The organism is Polymorphospora sp. NPDC051019 (assembly GCF_040683055.1).
In the GTDB taxonomy this organism is placed as follows: Bacteria; Actinomycetota; Actinomycetes; order Mycobacteriales; family Micromonosporaceae; genus Polymorphospora; species Polymorphospora lycopeni.
In genome coordinates this window covers 345,889-362,911 of sequence record NZ_JBFBCH010000005.1, presented here as the reverse complement: position 1 = coordinate 362,911, position 17,023 = coordinate 345,889, and the positions used below count along the sequence as shown (strand labels likewise).

15 protein-coding genes are annotated in these 17,023 nt (G+C 72.8%); 5 read left to right on the top strand and 10 right to left on the bottom strand.

Annotation, left to right across the window (positions count from 1 at the left end; all coding sequences use genetic code 11):
* Nucleotides 1-17 precede the first annotated feature (17 nt).
* The gene (locus tag AB0M79_RS12955; RefSeq protein ID WP_364211787.1) at nt 18-677 is read left to right on the top strand and encodes a permease prefix domain 1-containing protein; all 660 of its coding nucleotides are present in this window, start codon (nt 18-20) and stop codon (nt 675-677) included.
* Between the two features lie 46 nt (nt 678-723).
* On the opposite strand, the gene AB0M79_RS12950 is transcribed toward AB0M79_RS12955, so the two are convergent.
* The gene (locus tag AB0M79_RS12950; protein ID WP_364211784.1) at nt 724-1,065 is read right to left on the bottom strand and encodes a helix-turn-helix transcriptional regulator; all 342 of its coding nucleotides are present in this window, start codon (nt 1,063-1,065) and stop codon (nt 724-726) included.
* A 143-nt stretch (nt 1,066-1,208) separates the two neighbouring features.
* Here AB0M79_RS12950 and AB0M79_RS12945 point away from each other — a divergent pair, with 143 nt between their 5' ends.
* Together AB0M79_RS12945 and AB0M79_RS12940 are read left to right on the top strand one after the other, a co-directional pair.
* Entirely contained in the window at nt 1,209-2,246 is a 1,038-nt protein-coding gene (locus AB0M79_RS12945; protein WP_364211781.1) for a DNA primase, read from the top strand.
* A 38-nt stretch (nt 2,247-2,284) separates the two neighbouring features.
* The gene (locus AB0M79_RS12940; RefSeq protein WP_364211778.1) at nt 2,285-4,894 is read left to right on the top strand and encodes a transposase; all 2,610 of its coding nucleotides are present in this window, start codon (nt 2,285-2,287) and stop codon (nt 4,892-4,894) included.
* A 188-nt stretch (nt 4,895-5,082) separates the two neighbouring features.
* On the opposite strand, the gene AB0M79_RS12935 is transcribed toward AB0M79_RS12940, so the two are convergent.
* From AB0M79_RS12935 to AB0M79_RS12920, 4 genes are all read right to left on the bottom strand, one after another.
* Nucleotides 5,083-5,670, bottom strand: coding sequence for an ATP/GTP-binding protein (locus tag AB0M79_RS12935; protein ID WP_357538855.1), 588 nt, complete (start codon nt 5,668-5,670; stop codon nt 5,083-5,085).
* 1 nt (nt 5,671) lies between these two features.
* Nucleotides 5,672-6,049, bottom strand: a complete 378-nt coding sequence (locus tag AB0M79_RS12930; protein WP_212828119.1) for a DUF742 domain-containing protein — start codon at nt 6,047-6,049, stop codon at nt 5,672-5,674.
* Nucleotides 6,050-6,151: 102 nt separating this feature from the next.
* Complete coding sequence (locus tag AB0M79_RS12925; protein WP_212826392.1) at nt 6,152-6,556, bottom strand: roadblock/LC7 domain-containing protein; 405 nt, start codon at nt 6,554-6,556, stop codon at nt 6,152-6,154.
* Between the two features lie 3 nt (nt 6,557-6,559).
* Nucleotides 6,560-9,982: a nitrate- and nitrite sensing domain-containing protein gene (locus AB0M79_RS12920; RefSeq protein WP_364211773.1), complete on the bottom strand. Its 3,423-nt coding sequence runs from the start codon at nt 9,980-9,982 to the stop codon at nt 6,560-6,562.
* A gap of 460 nt (nt 9,983-10,442) precedes the next feature.
* On the opposite strand from AB0M79_RS12920, the gene AB0M79_RS12915 reads away from it, so the two are divergent.
* Complete coding sequence (locus tag AB0M79_RS12915; protein WP_364211770.1) at nt 10,443-10,781, top strand: hypothetical protein; 339 nt, start codon at nt 10,443-10,445, stop codon at nt 10,779-10,781.
* Nucleotides 10,782-10,837: 56 nt separating this feature from the next.
* On the opposite strand, the gene AB0M79_RS12910 is transcribed toward AB0M79_RS12915, so the two are convergent.
* Nucleotides 10,838-11,914, bottom strand: coding sequence for an adenosine deaminase (locus AB0M79_RS12910; protein WP_357538858.1), 1,077 nt, complete (start codon nt 11,912-11,914; stop codon nt 10,838-10,840).
* A gap of 26 nt (nt 11,915-11,940) precedes the next feature.
* On the opposite strand from AB0M79_RS12910, the gene AB0M79_RS12905 reads away from it, so the two are divergent.
* A complete protein-coding gene (locus AB0M79_RS12905) occupies nt 11,941-12,843 on the top strand; it encodes a putative RNA methyltransferase (protein WP_364211766.1) in 903 nt (300 codons plus the stop codon).
* On the opposite strand, the gene AB0M79_RS12900 is transcribed toward AB0M79_RS12905, so the two are convergent.
* From AB0M79_RS12900 to AB0M79_RS12885, 4 genes are all read right to left on the bottom strand, one after another.
* Nucleotides 12,840-13,520 carry a DUF4272 domain-containing protein gene (locus tag AB0M79_RS12900; RefSeq protein ID WP_364211763.1) on the bottom strand — a complete coding sequence of 227 codons (681 nt, stop codon included), beginning with the start codon at nt 13,518-13,520 and terminating at the stop codon, nt 12,840-12,842. The two genes, AB0M79_RS12905 and AB0M79_RS12900, sit on opposite strands and share 4 nt — an antisense overlap.
* Nucleotides 13,521-13,656: 136 nt before the next feature.
* The gene (locus AB0M79_RS12895; protein WP_364211760.1) at nt 13,657-14,937 is read right to left on the bottom strand and encodes a thymidine phosphorylase; all 1,281 of its coding nucleotides are present in this window, start codon (nt 14,935-14,937) and stop codon (nt 13,657-13,659) included.
* A gap of 45 nt (nt 14,938-14,982) precedes the next feature.
* A complete protein-coding gene (locus tag AB0M79_RS12890) occupies nt 14,983-15,684 on the bottom strand; it encodes a cytidine deaminase (RefSeq protein ID WP_364211980.1) in 702 nt (233 codons plus the stop codon).
* 55 nt (nt 15,685-15,739) lie between these two features.
* Nucleotides 15,740-16,996 carry an ABC transporter permease gene (locus AB0M79_RS12885; protein ID WP_357538933.1) on the bottom strand — a complete coding sequence of 419 codons (1,257 nt, stop codon included), beginning with the start codon at nt 16,994-16,996 and terminating at the stop codon, nt 15,740-15,742.
* Nucleotides 16,997-17,023: the final 27 nt, after the last annotated feature.

Here is a 17,023-nt window from a genome sequence, read left to right as displayed (position 1 = left end):
GTGGCAGGCTGGCGACCATGCCCGTCCCCGCCGCCGAGATCGACGACTACCTGCGTACGCTCGGCCAACGGCTGCACGGACCCCGCCGGCTGAGGGCCGACCTGCTCGCCGAGGCCCGCGACAGTCTGGAGGACGCCGCGGCGGCGTACGAACGGGCCGGGCTGGCGCCGGTGGCCGCGCGGCGCCGGGCGGTGGCCGAGTTCGGCACCCCCGGCGAACTCGTCCCCGGATACCAGGCCGAACTGGCCGCGGCGGGGACCCGGACCCTGGCGCTCCGGATCCTGGTCGTGGCCATCGTGCTGCTCTCGTCGGCCGACCTGATGTGGCAGGGCGCGCCGTGGACCGGCGTACGGCCGCCGGCCGGATACCTGGCGCTGTCCGCCTCGCTCGACCTTTTCTGGATCATCACCGGCGTGCTCGCCGCCGGGGCCTGGCTCGGGCTGAGGTACGCCGCCCGGCGCGGTGCGCCGGTTCGGCTGCCCCGCCTGCTCGGCCGGTCGATGGCGGCGTGCGTCGGGCTGGCCGCCGGTGCCGGCGTGACCCTCTACGCCTGGTCGCTCGTGATGTGGGACGCCGCGGTGCGCTGGCCGCCGATGCTGGTCGGGATGGTCGCGACCGGCGTGGCGTTCGTTTGGCTGGCGGGGGCGGTACGCGGCTGCCTGGCCGGTACCCGCTGAACGGCGCCGGTGCCCGGCGCTTCAAAGCGGTGGTACGGACCGGCGGTCAGGTGGCGGCCGGCGGCGGCTCGTCGACGCCGAGGAAGCGGCCGACGGTGGCGCTGAACTCCTGCCATCCGGTCCGTTCGGTGCGCAGGGCACCGTGTCCGGCCCGGGTGAGGCGGTAGGTGCGCCGCTGCCGCCCGCTGACCGTGCTCCACTCGCTCTCGACCAGTCCGGCGCGCTCCAGCCGGCGCAGCGCCGGATAGACGGTTCCGGTCGGCAGGTCGAGCACCCCGCCGCTACGCGCCCTGAGGGCCTCGATGATGGCGTAGCCGTGCAGGGCGCCTCCTTCGAGCACCGCGAGCAGCAGTGCGTCGAGGTGACCGTGCAGCGCCTGCGCCTTCATAGGTAGCAAGGCTACTAATGGTTGGACCGATCTCCAACGGGGTGCGCCGTTCGCCGCCGACGGCCGCACACTAGGGTGTGCCCAGAGTCACCGACCCGACAGACCGGGTCGGCGTCGCAACCTGATTGGACCCGGAGGTCAGCGTGGCCCGCAAGTCGACTCACCGACCCGACGCCGACGAGCCCGAGGTCGAGGCCGAGGCCGCCCTCGACACGGACACGGACACCGACGACGTCGACCTCGACAAGGACGACGACGGGGCCGCCGCCCCGCCCGCCGACCGGTCGCTGTGGTCGGACGTACGGATCGACCCGATCGAGATCGCGCTGCCGTCGGGTGCGGGTTTCACCCTCCGCGCCTACCGGATGTCGTCCGAGGTCACGCCGACCGACATCGGCGAGCGGGAGGACGAGGACCTTTTCGCCAGCCGGACCCGTCCCGTCGTCGACGACGAGGACGACGAGACCGTGGTGATCCTCGACGAGGAGTTCGCCGCGCTGTCGGCGGAGACCGACGAAGAGGAAGAGCAGGACCGCAAGTCCCGCCGCGGCAAGGACAAGAAGAAGGCGGACGCCAAGAAGTCGGACGACGACGAGTCGGCGGACGAGCCGGAGGGCAAGGACGCCGAGATCGACACGGACGAGGCCGCCGACGCCGAAGAGGCCGAGGAAGCCGAGGACGAGGAGCCGGACGACGAGGAGGTCCCGGCCTTCCTGAGCCACCGCGGCAAGTTGCTGCTCTTCAGGACGCCGGAGGCGCTGGTCAGTTTCGTCCGGTCCGGGGCGCCCAACGATCTGACCCAGTTGGACGGTTGGCCCCAGCTTGTCGAGCGACTCCAGCCCGCCGACGTCGCACCGCTCGACGAGGACTCGTACGAACTCGACCTGGTGGTGGAGAACCTCCGCGGCGGCCACGACGTCTGGGACGCGACGCTGCTCATCGAAGCCGGTGAGGTGTCACGTGACCTGGCCTACGCCCTGCGCCTGCCGGCGGTTCTCGACATGCTCTCGCCCGGATCCAGCCTCGACGATCTCGACGAGGCGCTACGGTCGACCGTGAAGGGTGGCCTCGGTGGTTTCATGGGACGCCGCCGCCTGAAGAAAATCGGGGCACAAACGGCAAGTCTTGGTTGGCGCACGATTATCGGGAAGATCTCTGCTGCTGTGGACTGGCGCGACTGACCCCTCAACGGGGAACATCAGTCCTTGGCACACGACATGTGTCCCGGGAGGAGGACGACGCCGTGGCGCTCGTGCGGGTGTACTGCGGTCTCGCATCGGTGGATTCGGCAGCCGCACCGGCCTCGGCCGGCACGACGCTGACAGCCGCAGTGGTCGACGACGCCGGACGGCTGCTCGACGTATGCGAGATCGGCGACGATCCGGCTGGCTATGCCAAGCTCGGTGTCCTGCTCGCCGGCCGATCGAGCGGATCGAGCGGAGCGGTGGTCGCCGCCGACAGCGACGACCACCTGGTGACCTCGCTCCTCACCGCCGCGGGCCGGCCGCTGGCGATCGCCGACGACGACTCGGTGGACGACTACGCCGAGCGGTTCGCCGACGACGACTCGCCCACCGAGATCTCCTCCCCGGCCGGGACCCGTCGGGCCGTCGGCCTCGCCCGGGCACTCCAGGCGGGCGCGATCTCCGCGACGACCCTGCCCGCTCCCCGTGACCTCGCCGCGTTCAAGCCGGCACTCGCCGCCCACCTCGCCCTCGCCAGCGGTCGCCATTCGGCCGCCGTCGCACTGCGCGAGGTGCTGCGCGAGCTGTACCCGGCCGCGCTGCGGGCCTACCCCGACCCCGCCGAGCCGCTGTCGCTGGCGGTCCTCGACGCGCTGCCCGAGCCCGGCATGCTCGGCGGCTCCGGCAATCGGGGCCGGGACACGACGGTGGCGGCCGAAGCGGTCGCCGCCCACCTGGCCGCCGACGGCATCGCCGACACCGAGACGATCACCAATGCGGTGACCGCGCTTCGGCTGGCCATCGCCGAGACCCCGGCTCGTGGCACCAACACGACCGCGATCACGTCGGCGACCGCGGAGGCCGTCCGCCAGGCGGTCGCGGCCGTACGGGCATGTGACGCCGGCTGCGACGCGCTCGTCGCCACGCTCTCGGCCCGGGTCACCGCGCCACCGTCGACCGCCGGCCGTCGCACCCGACGGGCCGCGTCGGCGTCTTCGGAGGCCCCGACGTCGGCACCCCCGGCCGCCGGACCTCGCCCGGTCCACCCCGCCACGGAGCGCACCCCGGTCGGTGGCCGTCGCAATCGCCTCGCGCCCGAGGCCGGCACCGCTCCGGCGGCACCTCGGCCGCTCGCGCCGCCACCGGTGGCCCCCGATCCGGTCGCGCCACCGCCGGTGGCGCCCCGCCCGGCGGCTCCCGCCGCGGCGCTGACGCCCACCTCGGCTCCACCGGTATCGGCCCCGCCGGTGTCCGGGCCGCCTTTCCCGCTCGCCCCGGCGGCCCAGCACCGGCTCGACCCGCCGCACAACCGGCCGATCTCGGCCCCGCCACCGCCTCCGCCGGGCATGACGCCGATCGTGCCGGCCCAGCGGGTCGCCTCCTCCGAGGTCGACACCGACAACCGTTCGCAGCGGCCGTCGCCGCCTTCCGAGCCGTCCGGCCCGGGCCGACGGGCGGCCGCGGCCCGCACGCCCGAAGGGCTGCCCCGACGGGGTGCCGCGCCCGACGCCGACGCGCCGTCCCGGCGTCCCGGCGTCCCGGCACCGTCCACGCCGGACCGGCCGGCCCGGCGTGGCCCGGTGCCGCCGGCCGAGGCGGGCGAGCCGTTCCGGGCGCCGATCACCGCCGCGGCGATCAACAGTGCCCGCGCCGAACGGCAGCGCCCGACCCCGATCGTGCCCCGCCCGAACACCAGGGGTGAGCAGCCGCCGTCGAAGGCCGGCTTCAACGCGACCGACTTCGTGGTGCCACTGCCGGCTTCCCGGCCGCCGGCAGACGAGACGCCGGCGCCGGAGCCCGGTTCCCGGGCGGCCTGGCCCCTGGTCGGCCCCGCCGACGAGAGCGGCGAGGGGACCGACCGGCGGGAGCCGGCGTACGACCTCGACAGCCGGGACCGGTCCCGTGGCGGCCCCGACGAGCCGACCGGTGAGACCCGGGTCAAGCCGCCGTGGCTGGCCGACGACCTGCCGCCGGAGCCACCCTCACTGCGGTTGGTCGAACCGCGCCCGGTCGCCGCCCCGGCGGCGCGCCAGGAGCAGCCGACCGGACCGGCGGGTGCCGCTCGCCCGGCTCCCCGGCCCGACAAGCCCCGCCCCGACGCCCCGCAGCCGGACCCCGCGCCCCTGCGCCTGGTCGAACCCGGGTCCGACCGCGGCCCCCAGCCCCGCCGGGCCGGGCCCGAACGTGCCGCGCCGCCCGTCGTGTCGTCCGAGGGCGACAACGACCTGCTCATCTTCGCCGCCGCGTCCGCGTGGTTCTCCGGGCAGGACGAGGAGGGCACCGAACTCGAGTGGTCGTCCACGGCCGACAGTGGCTGGCGGGCCGCCGAGCAGGCCGCGCAGCCGTCGGTGGGCGCGGAGACCGCCGCCGGGCTGCCGAAGCGCGTCCCCCAGGCCAACCTCGTACCCGGCTCTCCGCTGCGGGAGGAACGGCCGCTGCGGATCGTACGGGACGCGGCCCGGATCGCCGAGAACACGACCGGCTACTTCAGCGGCTGGCGGCGCGGGCAGGAGATCGGCGGATACGCCGTCGGTGGCCGTCCGGGCCGGGAGGCCGCCGGTGGCTGGGACTTCAGCCGGGACCACGGTGGCCGCGAGGAGAGCGACCGGGAATACGAGTACCGTTCGGCCGGCCACCGGTCCTGACGTCGCCCGTACGCCCCGGCTCGTCCGGGGCGTTTCCGGGTCGCCCGGTCCGGCGTCCCACCCCGACGATGGGCGGCCATCACGGCCGCAGCCACTCTCGTCCATCCCTTTCGCAGCCGGAACACGAACGCGGCGGGCCCTCCATCTGGAGGGCCCGCCGCGTTGTTCGGTCTGTGCGTGCCGAGCCGTCAGGCCGGGGCGACGGCCCGCGACCGGCGCATCGTCAGGACGTATTCGACCAGCGAGATCAGCACGTGCTTCGTCGACTCCCGGTTCCGCGCGTCGCACGCCACCACCGGGACCTCGCTCGGGATCGCGAGGGCGTCACGGACGTCCTGCGGGTCGTGGTACTGCATCCCGTCGAAGCAGTTGATGGCGATCAGGTATGGCAGCCGGCGATGCTCGAAGAAGTCGATCGCGGCGAAGCAGTCGGCCAGCCGACGGGTGTCGACGAGCACGACCGCACCGATCGCACCCCGGACCAGTTCGTCCCACATGAACCAGAAACGCGTCTGGCCCGGCGTGCCGAACAGGTAGAGGATGAGGTCACGGTCGATCGAGATACGCCCGAAGTCCATCGCGACGGTGGTGGTCGTCTTGCCCGGCACCTGCCGGGTGTCGTCCACGCCGACACCCGCCGAGGTCATGATGGCCTCGGTGGTCAGTGGCGTGATCTCGGAAACCGAGCCGACCAGCGTCGTCTTCCCGACGCCGAAGCCACCGGCGATCACGATCTTCGCCGATGTCACGCGTCCGGCCATCGGACGTTGCGACATGTCAGAGCCTGCGAAGTCCACTCAGCACCCTCTCCAGCAGTTCAGTGCCCACCGCGTCGTTCGTGTCGTCCAGGGAGGTCGGCTCGTACACCGCCACGAGGCCGTCCGCGGCCATGTCGGCGATGAGGACCCGGGCCACTCCGAGCGGCAACTGCATCCGCGCCGCGATCTCGGCGAGTGATTGCAACCGGCCGTCACACAGCGCGGCGATGTATTGGTGCTCCCGGCCTTGGCCGCCCTTGGCACTGCCCGCGGATCGGCCTCGCACCGTCGTCTCGACGAGCGCCTCGAGCGCGATGTGCAACCGCGGCCGGGTCCGTCCGCGGGTGACGGCATAGGGCCTGACCAGCGCTCCGGTTGGCTCGTCGCGTTCGATCACCTAGCCGTTCACCCCCTTCTGCCCTGCCGACAGTACCCACCCGTCGCAGCTCGCCGTTTCCAGTTGTTGCGACCGTGCCGGTGGAGGCCGGCACGGTCCGGTTCAGCCGAGCATTCCCACCGCGGTACGCGGCTGCGGCGTCAACGCGTCGCCGACCCGGTCGACGAGCAGCGCCATCTCGTAGCCGACCTGGCCGACGTCCGAACTGCGCGCCGCCAGTACGGCGAACGACGAGCCATCCGAAATGGACATCAGGAACAGGAAGCCGTTGTCCATTTCGACCACTGTCTGAAGGACGGCACCACCCTCGAAGCAGCGGGCCGCTCCCTGTGTGAGGCTCACCAGTCCTGAAGCGATCGCGGCGAGCTGGTCGGCCCGGTCACGTGGCAGGTCGCGTGACGACGCGAGGAGCAGTCCGTCCGCGGACACCGCGATCGCGTGGGCGACCCCGGGCACACGATCGGCGAAGTTGGCGAGCAGCCAACCAAGATCCTGCGTAGATGTCATCCCTCATGCTCCTTCTGGCCGCGGGCGACCGAAGCCACCCGCACCCTGCGAAGATTGCTGCCCGTCCGAAGTGCGCTCCGGGCCGGGGTTTTCGTCTTTGGGCTGGGTACGACCGCGCTGCACACCGCGGTGGTATGCGGACAGCAGCCCGCGTACCGCCTCGGGGGTGCGTCGCTGCACCGAGCTCGTCGGCTTGTCCACCCCTCCGGGTACCAGTTGAGCCATCGGTACCCGCTTGGGGAGGCCCGTCTGGGTGGTCGCCGTGGCCGACACCTCGGCGGCGGCCGAAGCCGCCCGCCAGCCGTCGTCGGCCGCGGTCTGCCACCCGGCTGTTGTCGCGGCCTCGCCTCCGCGTGTCGCGCCGCCACCGTTGCCGGCGGCTGTCGCGCCCGCGCTGGTCGCCGCCGGCCCCCTGCCACGGGATTCGCCCGTGGACCACGGCGTGTTCGCCATCGCTGCGTTACCTGTCGTCCCCGTCGATGTGCCCTGCCCCGGTCCCAGGACGCGCGCGGCATCCGCCGTGACGAACTGGTCCGAGCTGTCATCCGCCCCCGTGGTCGTCGATGGCGACGCATCCTCGGGGACCGAGCGCCGGGTGCGGAACCACGCGGATTCCAACTCCCGGAAAATCGGCAGCTCCATCGTCTCATCAGCGAACCGCAGTCGGTTCTCGGGGACCGGAGGTACCGTCAGGCTGGTGTCGGCGGTCCGCCGCGGTATGCGGGGCAGCTCGGTGGTCATGTCCAGTGCCGCCGCCAGATCCTCCGGCACCTGCGGCGTCACCTGCTCCCGCTCACCACCGGCCGGCTCGCGGTCGTCGGCGGCGACCGGGGGCCACGCCGGCGGGACGGCGCCGGACGGCGCCGCGGCCGGGCCGGGCGGCGGTGCGACCGGAGGTGCCGAGACCGGGGGCGAAGTGGCCGGCGGCCCCGAGGCGACCGGCGGCGCAGACACCGGCGGCACCATTCCGGTGCGGGACTCGGGCGTCGCCGGAAGCTGGCGCGGGATGCCGGGCATGCCGCCACCGCTGGCCGCGATCTCGCCGTCGACCGTCCAGTGGTCGTTGGCCCGGCGCTGCGGCAGCGGCTCGTTCGGCTCGCCGTCCGGATGCTGGCGCGGGGTGAAAACATCGACGGGACGGCCACGCCCGTTGCCGTTGCCGCCGTTGGCCGCGGACGCACCCGTCAGGTCGGACCATGCCGGCATGCCACGGCCGCCGGCACCGAGCCCACCACCGTTGAGCGGCATGGGATCGAAGGGGCGCCCACCGAGGCCGGGCCCGGATGGCGCCGGGTCGCCGGGCAGCGGGCCGGCGGCGGGCCGAGCCGGCTCACCACTGCCACCCTCCAGCGCCAGCGGCGCGGCGAAGGGCGATCCCTTCGTCGGGGGCGCCTGAAGGGACATCTCCAGCGCGCCGGCCGCGGTCCGTCCGCTGGAGATGGAGCGCGGTACGAGCACCGACGGGGGCAGCGTGACCTCGGCGACGGTGCCGCGCTCGGTGCCGGGACGCAGTTCGACCCGGACGTCGTGCCGGGCGGCCAGCCTGGCGACCACGACCAGCCCCATCATCCGGGACACCGCGACGTCCATCTGCGGCGGCGAGGCGATCCGGTCGTTGAGTTCGCGGAGCAGGTCGGGCTTGATGCCGATGCCCTGGTCTTCGACGTAGAGCCCGACGTTGTCACCGACCCGGCGCGCCTCGACCATGACGTGCGAGTCGGGTGACGAGAACGCGGTCGCGTTGTCGAAGAGTTCGGCGACCAGGTGCACGAGGTCGTTGACGGCGGGTGCGGCGACCTCGATGTCGCGGTCGACGACTCCGAACTCGATCCGGGTGTAGTGCTCGACCTCGGCCTGGGCGGCACGCAGCACGTCGATGAGCGCGGCCGGCTCGCGCTGCACCCGGGTCGAGTCGGCGGCGGCGAGCACCAGCAGGTTCTCGTCGTTACGGCGCATCCGGGTGACCAGGTGGTCGAGCTGGAAGAGTTCGGCCAGCCGGTCCGGGTCCTCCTCGCCGCGCTCGAGCCGGTCGAGGTGCCCGATCAGCCGGTCGACCAGGATCTGCGAGCGGCGGGCGAGGTTGACGAACATCGTCGACACGGAGGCCCGCAGGGCGGCCTGCTGGGCCGCGGTGCGTACGGCCTCCAGGTGCACGGCGTTGAACGCCTCGGTCACCTGGCCGAACTCGTCGCGGCTGCGGACCGGCAGCGGCTCGGCGACCTGCTCGGCGATCTGCTCGGGTGAGTACTGCCCGGCGATCTTCGGGTCACGCAGCCGGCTGACCGCCTGGGGCAGCCCGTAGCGGGCGACGTTGAGCGCGCCGTGCCGCAACTCCTGCAGCGAGCGGGCCATCGAGCGGGCCACCAGCCAGGCGAAGAAGATGGCCAGCAGCACCGTGCCGAGCAGCAGCCCGGTCTCGATCAACAACTGCCGCTGTACGCCGTCGCGCAGGTCGGTCGCCAGATCGACCACGTCGCCGTCGAGCTTCGTCTCGACCGCACGGATCAGGTTGGCGTTGCCGGCCATCGCCGCGTCCCACTCGTCGGCGTCGAACGGCGCGTCGTCGAGGTTGTCGGTGGTCTTGCCGCGCACGTAGCCGCTGTAGGAGTCGGCTTCCCGCTGCTCGGAGCCGGCGACGGTCTGCTCGTAGAACGCCGACTCGGACTGGTTGGCGGCCGCCTGGAAACTCTGCAGCGCCTGCTGCTGTCCGGTCTGGGTGGCGATGTAGTCGGTGCGCAGCACCGGGGTGAGTGCGCCCTGGATCAGGGCCCGGTGCACCACGATCCGCCGCAGGGACAGGTATTCCTTCGACCGGGAGATCGCGGCGGCGGCCCGCATCCGCTCGCTCAGTTCGGTGTCGCCGGCGAGCTGCGCGGCCGAGTCGCGGATGTCGAGCAGGTCGCTGATCAGCCCCTCGTACGACTGTGCGGCGTCGTTGATCCGCAGGGTGCCGTTGACCACCTGACTGCGGATGCCGGGCAGGTCCACGAGGGTCTGGTCGATGCGGCCGAGCAGGCCGGAGAAGTTGGCCGGCAGGCCGTCGAGCGCGTTGCGCTGCGTGGTGTACGGCCCGGTGGCGTCGTCGACGTTCTTGCGCTGGCCGTCGTAGGTCTGGAGGTAGCGCTCCTTGAGCTGGGCGTTCTCCCCGGCACCGAGCAGCATGACGGCGGCGGCCCGCTCGTCCTGCAACGTCTGGACGAGTTCGCCGGAGACCTGTGAAAGGCTGGCCAGGCTGCGGGCCCGGTCGGCGGTCTGGTGGGTTTCGAGGTGCGTGATGAGCCCGTTGGCACCGACGATCACGGTGGCCAGGATGGGCACTACCATGATCAGCCCGAGCTTGGACCAGATCGGCAGGTCGCGCAGCCGCCCGAACGGTCGACGGAGCCGTGACACCATGGAGTTCGCCGGTTCCGGCTGGCTGCTCACGTCACCGCCCCCCTAGTTCGGCGCCGGTCGGCGGCACCGGGCGCCGCCCATCGTCCGCCCCGGTCGGGTCGGACCTCCGAGATTCCATCACGCCGCAAGTCAAGAAGAAAGCCCACGTTCTTCGGCCCGGAGCGTGTGATGGGATGTTCATGAGGTTTAATAGCTGAACGCACGCCCGGAGTTACCTACAGTGATCGATCCCCCTGTCGGAGTTGTTCTTCTCGCTGGCCCGTCCGGCTCCGGGAAGTCCTACATCGCCCGTCGCACCGGACTCCCCGTGCTCTGCCTCGACGACTTCTACAAAGAAGGCGACGATCCCACCCTTCCGCGGACAAACGGGGTGATCGACTGGGAGTCACCGGCCGCCTGGGATGCTTCGGCAGCGGTCCAGACCATCGCCCAACTGGTCCGAGACGGCAAGGCCGAAGTGCCGGTTTACGCGATCGGCGCGGACCGACGGGTGGCCACGCGGGTTCTCGATCTCGCCGGATCGCCACTTTTCATCGCCGAAGGTATCTTCGCCGCCGAAATCGTCTCGGAGTGCCAACGTGCGGGACTTCTGGCCGGGGCGTACGCCCTGCGCCGGCCGCGAGGTGCCACCTTCCTCCGGCGCCTGGTCCGTGATCTCGCCGAGCGGCGCAAGCCGGCCGGGGTGCTCCTGCGCCGCGGACTCGACCTGCTCCGGTCGGAGCCACGGGTGCTGCGCCGGCAGACCAGCCTCGGCTGCCAGCCGGCCCGCGGCAGCGAGTTCGTCCGGCAGATCGTCGCCCGGGTCCCGAAGACCGACCCGCGGGCCTGACCCGTCCCGCACCACCAGCCGGGCCGGCCCGCGCCCCGGACCCGCCGCCCGACGGGTCAGCCCAGCAGCTTCGCGTACGCCGGCTTGATGGTCTCGTTGATGATCGCCAGCCGTTCGTCGAACGGGATGAACGCGCTCTTCATCGCGTTGATCGTGAACCACTGGAGTTCGGCCCAGCCGTAGCCGAACGCCTCCACCAGCAGCGCCATCTCGCGGGACATCGACGTGCCGCTCATCAGGCGGTTGTCGGTGTTGACCGTGACCCGGAACCGCAGGTCACGCAGCAGCCCGATCGGGTGCTCGGCGATCGACGCCGCGGCACCGGTCTGCACGTTGGACGACGGGCACAGCTCGAGCGGGATCCGCTTGTCCCGGACGTACGCCGCGAGCCGGCCGAGCACCGGCTGCTCGCCGAGGGTGATGTCGTCGACGATGCGGACGCCGTGCCCGAGCCGGTCGGCTCCGCACCACTGGATCGCCTGCCAGATCGACGGCAGCCCGAACGCTTCCCCGGCGTGGATGGTGAAGTGCGAGTTTTCGCGCTGGAGGTATTCGAAGGCGTCGAGGTGCCGGGTGGGCGGGAAGCCCGCCTCGGCACCGGCGATGTCGAACCCCACCACACCGTGGTCGCGGTAGCGGACCGACAGCTCGGCGATCTCCTGCGACCGGGCCGCGTGCCGCATCGCGGTCAGCAGCGTGCCGATCCGGATCGGACGACCGGCCTCGGCGGCCTGCGCCGCACCGGACTCGAACCCGGCCAGCACCGACTCCACCACCTGCTCCAGCCGCAGGCCCAGCTCCAGGTGCTGCTCCGGGGCGTACCGCACCTCCGCGTAGACCACCCCGTCGGCCGCGAGGTCGAGCGCACACTCGGCGGCCACCCGGAACAGCGCGTCCTCGGTCTGCATCACCGCGACCGTGTGCGCGAACGTCTCCAGGTAACGCTCCAGCGAGCCCGAGTCCGCCGACTCGACGAACCACCCGCCCAGCTCGGCCGGGTCGGTGGCCGGCAACTGATGCCCGACCGCCTCCGCCAGCTCGACCACCGTCGCCGGCCGCAGGCCCCCGTCGAGGTGGTCGTGCAGCAGCGCCTTCGGGGCCTTGACGATCTCTTCGTAAGCGATTGCGACCATGTGGAGACACTAGTGGGCGGAGGAACGTGGTCGACATCGTTACGCCGTACCTGCGTTGCCCGGTCTGCCGGCAACCGCTCGCCGCCGGCGCCGCCGGCACCGCGCGGGCGTTGCGTTGCCCCCGGGGCCACAGCTTCGACCTGGCCAGACAGGGATACGTCAATCTCGTCGCCGGGCGGGTCGCGCATGCCGGCGACACCGCGCAGATGGTGGCGGACCGCGACGCCTTCCTGTCGGCGGGCCACTACGACTTCGTCTCCGGGGCGCTGGCCGCCGCGGCGGCCGACGTCGTCGCCACGGTCGACGGCGACCCCACCGCACCCGGCGACCGCCCGGCCGGGCCGCTCGTGGTCGACGCGGGTGCCGGCACCGGCCGGCACCTCGCCGCGGTTCTCGACGCCGTGCCGGGCGCGGTCGGGCTCGCCCTCGACGTGTCCAAACCGGCGGTACGCCGGGCGGCGCGGGCCCATCCACGGGCGGCGGCGGCGCTGGCCGACTCCTGGGGCACCCTGCCGGTCGCCGACGGGGCGGCGGCGGTCCTGCTCAACGTCTTCGCGCCCCGCAACGGTGCCGAGTTCCGGCGGGTGCTGCGCCCGGACGGGGCGCTGCTCGTGGTCACCCCCGCCGACGACCACCTCGCCGAACTCGTCGACCGGCTCGACCTGCTACGGGTCGACCCGGCCAAGGCCGACCGGGTCGCCGGCAGCCTCGCCGACCACTTCGAACTGGCCGAACGGTCCACGCACCGCCGGACACTGCCGCTCGACCGGGCCCAGGTGCGGACGCTGGTCGGGATGGGACCGAGCGCCTGGCACACCGACGGACGCGGGCTCGACGCGCGGATCGCCGGCCTGGCGGAACCGGTGGAGGTGACCGCGTCGGTCGTGCTCGGCCGCTACCGCCCGCGTGGTCGGGCCGCCCGGGCCTAGGTCGACAGGTCGACCTCTTCCCAGCCCGGCGGCGGGTCGTGGAACGGGCCCCGGAAGACCACCGCCCACTCCAGCGCCCACCGGCGCTGGCCGATCGCGTTCGCGTCGATCTGCCCCGGCAGCGGGGTCCCGGTGCGTTCCGCCTCCAGGTAGGCCCAGTCGAGGCAGTAGTAGAGGTCGAGCAGGGCGGCCGCCTCCACCGCGTCGCGGGGGGCGGCGAGCGTACGCGACCGCCACGCGGTGAACGTCTCCCCGGTCGACAGGTCGGGCAGCACGTCCATCAGCCGCTCGTCGGGCGGGGTCAGCGGGTCGAGGTGCTTGGTCAGCCCCAGCAGCCAGGTGAGCGCGAAGACGGCGTCGTAGTGCAGCACGAACGACCGGTGGTCACCGCGCCCGCCCATGACGTACTGCCACTCGGGCGGGGTCACCAGCTCGACGAGGTGCGACCCGAGCAGCCAGCCCATCGCGTCCTGCTGTGCCATGCCGAAGCAGCGGGCCAGCACCACCTGCAACACCGCGGTCCGGGCCTCGATCTCGCCGGTGGAGCGCAGCGCGACCTCGTCGCCCGGCTCCCAGACCAGCGGGAACTGCGGCGGGGGGACGGGCAGCCCGAGCCGGCGTACCTCTTCGACGTTGGCCAGCCGGACCGGGCGGGGATCGGGCGCGGGTACGGTCATCGCATCGTCCCCTGTCGACGGTGGCGTGGGCGGCCGGCTCCCCGGTGGGGCAGGTCAGCGGCTACCGGCCTGCTGGCGAGGGCAGGATAGCCGCTGCCGGACCGGCAATACACGCGGACCCGCGAAGACGCCCGGCTCAGCCGATCCGTTCGATCACCAGCGGGGTCGGGGTGGGCGCGGCCGCCACCACCGTGACCGCCTCGGCGGCGGTGGCCAGTGCCGCCGTGAGCCGGGACGGGTCGTCGGTCCGCAGCTCGTAGAGCGGGTCGCCGGCGCGTACCCGGTCGCCCGGCTTGCGGTGCAACACGATGCCGGCGGCGGCGCTGACCGGGTCCTCCTTCCGTGCCCGGCCGGCACCGAGCCGCCAGGCGGCCACCCCGATCGCGTACGCGTCGACCGACGCGACGTAGCCGTCGGCTGCGGCGCGTACGGTCTCGGTCTCGTGGGCGACCGGCAGCGGCGCGTCGGGGTCGCCGCCCTGGGCCCGGATCATCGCCCGCCACGAGTCCATCGCCCGCCCGTCGGCGAGCGCGGCGGCCGGGTCGGCGTCCGGCAGCCCGGCGGCGGCGAGCATCTCGCGGGCCAGGGCCAGGGTCAGTTCGACGACGTCGGCGGGGCCACCACCGGCGAGCACCTCGACCGACTCGGTGACCTCGACGGCGTTGCCGACGGCCAGCCCGAGTGGGGTCGACATGTCGGTGAGCAGCGCGACGGTCCGCACGCCGTGCGCCGTACCCAGCTCGACCATGGTCCGGGCCAGTTCGCGGGCGTCGTCGACGGACTTCATGAAGGCACCGGAGCCGACCTTGACGTCGAGGACGAGCGCGCCGGTGCCCTCGGCGATCTTCTTGCTCATGATCGAGCTGGCGATCAGCGGAATGGCCTCGACGGTGCCGGTCACGTCGCGCAGCGCGTAGAGCTTGCGGTCGGCCGGGGCGAGCCCCTCACCGGCGGCGCAGATGACCGCGCCGACGTCGCGGAGCTGGGCGATGAACTCGTCGTTGTGCAGTGCCGCCCGCCAGCCCGGGATCGACTCCAGCTTGTCCAGGGTGCCGCCGGTGTGCCCGAGGCCGCGGCCGGAAAGCTGCGGTACGGCCGCGCCGCACGCCGCCACCAGCGGGGTCAGCGGCAGGGTGATCTTGTCACCGACACCGCCGGTCGAGTGCTTGTCGGCGGTCGGCCGGTCGATCGCCGACAGGTCGAGCCGCTCCCCGCTGGCGATCATCGCGGCGGTCCACCGGGCGATCTCCGGCGGGGTCATGCCCCGCAGCAGGATCGCCATGGCCAGCGCCGACATCTGCTCGTCGGCCACCAGTCCCCGGGTGTACGCGTCGACCACCCAGTCGATCTGCGGGTCCGAGAGCACCCCGCCGTCCCGCTTGGTACGGATCACGTCGACGGCGGTGAACGCGCTCATCGCTCGGGCCTTTCTGTCGGATCAGGAATGTGGCGGGCGCGGGCGTCAGCCCGGCCAGCGGGTGGGGACGTCGACGGGTGGCTCGCCCTCACCCGCCCAGAACGTCGCGCCCTCGGCGTCGACCACCACCACCCGGGGCGTGCGGGCGTGTCCCCAGGCGACCGCGTCGGTCGGATCGGACCAGGTCGGCGCCTCCTCCAGGATGCCCGGCTCGACGGGTTCGCCCCCGCCGCCGGACCGCTCCCAGTAGCCGGTCCACACCTGCTCGCCGCCGGCGACGTCGGGGTGCACGAAGACGGTGCCCCGGCCACGCCAGGCGGCGAGTCCCGCCGGCACCGACGGGATCGAGGGGCGGGCCGCCGCCGTCAGGTCGTCGGCGCCGAACGCGTGCGGCAGCAGGTCGGACATCCGCAGCGGCGCCGGCCGGGCCTCGATCAGGCAGTCGGGTCCGCCGTGTTCCCAGAGCAGTTGCCGGCAGCGCCCGCACGGCATGAGCGGCTCGCCGTCGCCGCCGACGCAGGACAGCGCCACCAGCCGGCCGCCACCGCTGGCGTGCAGTGCCGACACCACCCCGCACTCGGCGCAGAGCACCACACCGTAAGCGGCGTTCTCGACGTTGCAGCCGACGACGATCCGGCCGTCGTCGACGAGGGCCGCCGCCCCGACCGGGAACTTCGAGTACGGGGCGTAGGCGTTTGCCATCGCGGCGACGGCGGCGTCCCGCAGCCGGCTCCAGTCGATCTCCATGGTCACGTCGTCCATCCTGCCCTGCTCCGGCCGGTGCGGCTGGCACCGGGCCGGGTCACCCCTTGATGTACGGCTTGCCGTCGGCGGCCGGCGCCCGGACCCGCCCGACCAGACCGGCGACGGCGAGGATCGTGGCGAGGTAGGGCAGCATCGCCAGGAACTGGCTGGGGATGATGCTGTTGATCGCGCCGAGGTAGGCACCGAGCTGGTCGGCGAAGCCGAAGAACAGTGCGGCGAGCAGCGCCCCGGTCGGGCTCCACCGGCCGAAGATCAGCGCGGCGAGCGCGATGAAGCCCTTGCCGCCGATCATGTTCTTGGTGAAGGAGTAGAGCAGCAGCGTGTACGAGGCACCGCCGATGCCGGCGACCATGCCGGCCAGCAGCACGTTGCGGTAGCGCAGCCCCAGCACCCGGATGCCGAGGGTGTCGGCGGCGGTCGGGTGCTCGCCGACCGACCGGGTGCGCAGCCCCCAGCGGGTGCGGAAGAGCGCGATCTGGAGGACGACCACCAGGATCAGCGCCAGGTAGAGGAAGATGCTGCCGCGGAAGAGCGCCGGACCGATGACCGGGATGTCGGACAGCAGCGGGATCTCCCAGGTGCCGAAGTGCGGCGGCTGGTTGTATTCCTGCTGGTTGGTCTGCATCAACCGCTCGTAGAGGAAGCCGGTCAGGCCGATCGCGAAGAGGTTCAGCACGACGCCGACGACGACCTGGTCGACCAGGTAGCGGATCGCGAAGACGGCGAGCAGCAGCGAGATGAAGGCGCCGCCGAGCGCCGCGGCGATCAGGCCGATCCAGATGCTGCCGCTCATCGTGCCGATCAGGGCACCGGCGAAGGCGCCCATCAGCAACTGGCCCTCGATCGCCACGTTGACCACACCGGACCGCTCGCAGAGCACGCCGGCGAGCGCGCCGAAGATGAGCGGCAGGGCGAGCAGGAACGTGCCGCGGACCATGTTGACCATCGGCATGAAGTTCTGGCCGGGCGGCGCGTCGGAGATCTGCCAGCACAGGAACGACAGGACCAGCCCGACGATGCCGACGCCGAGCGCCCAGAGGAAGAAGCGCTTGTCGAGGCCGGCGAGCAGCGCGGCGCCGGCCGCCGCCGCGATGATCCCGAAAAGGATCGCGCCGAAGGTGCCACCGATCTCCAGGGCCGCGCCGCCGGAGTCCTCGCTGAGGGTGAACCGGGCGGACTGCTCGGTGGCCAGGCTGCCGAAGATGATCGCGGCGAGGACCCCGGCGACGAGCAGCCCCAGGCCCACCTTGCGGCCCTTGGTCCAGAAGCCGGTCGCCACGGTCACGTTGGTCATGTCCTGTGCGGTCGTCGTGGACACGCC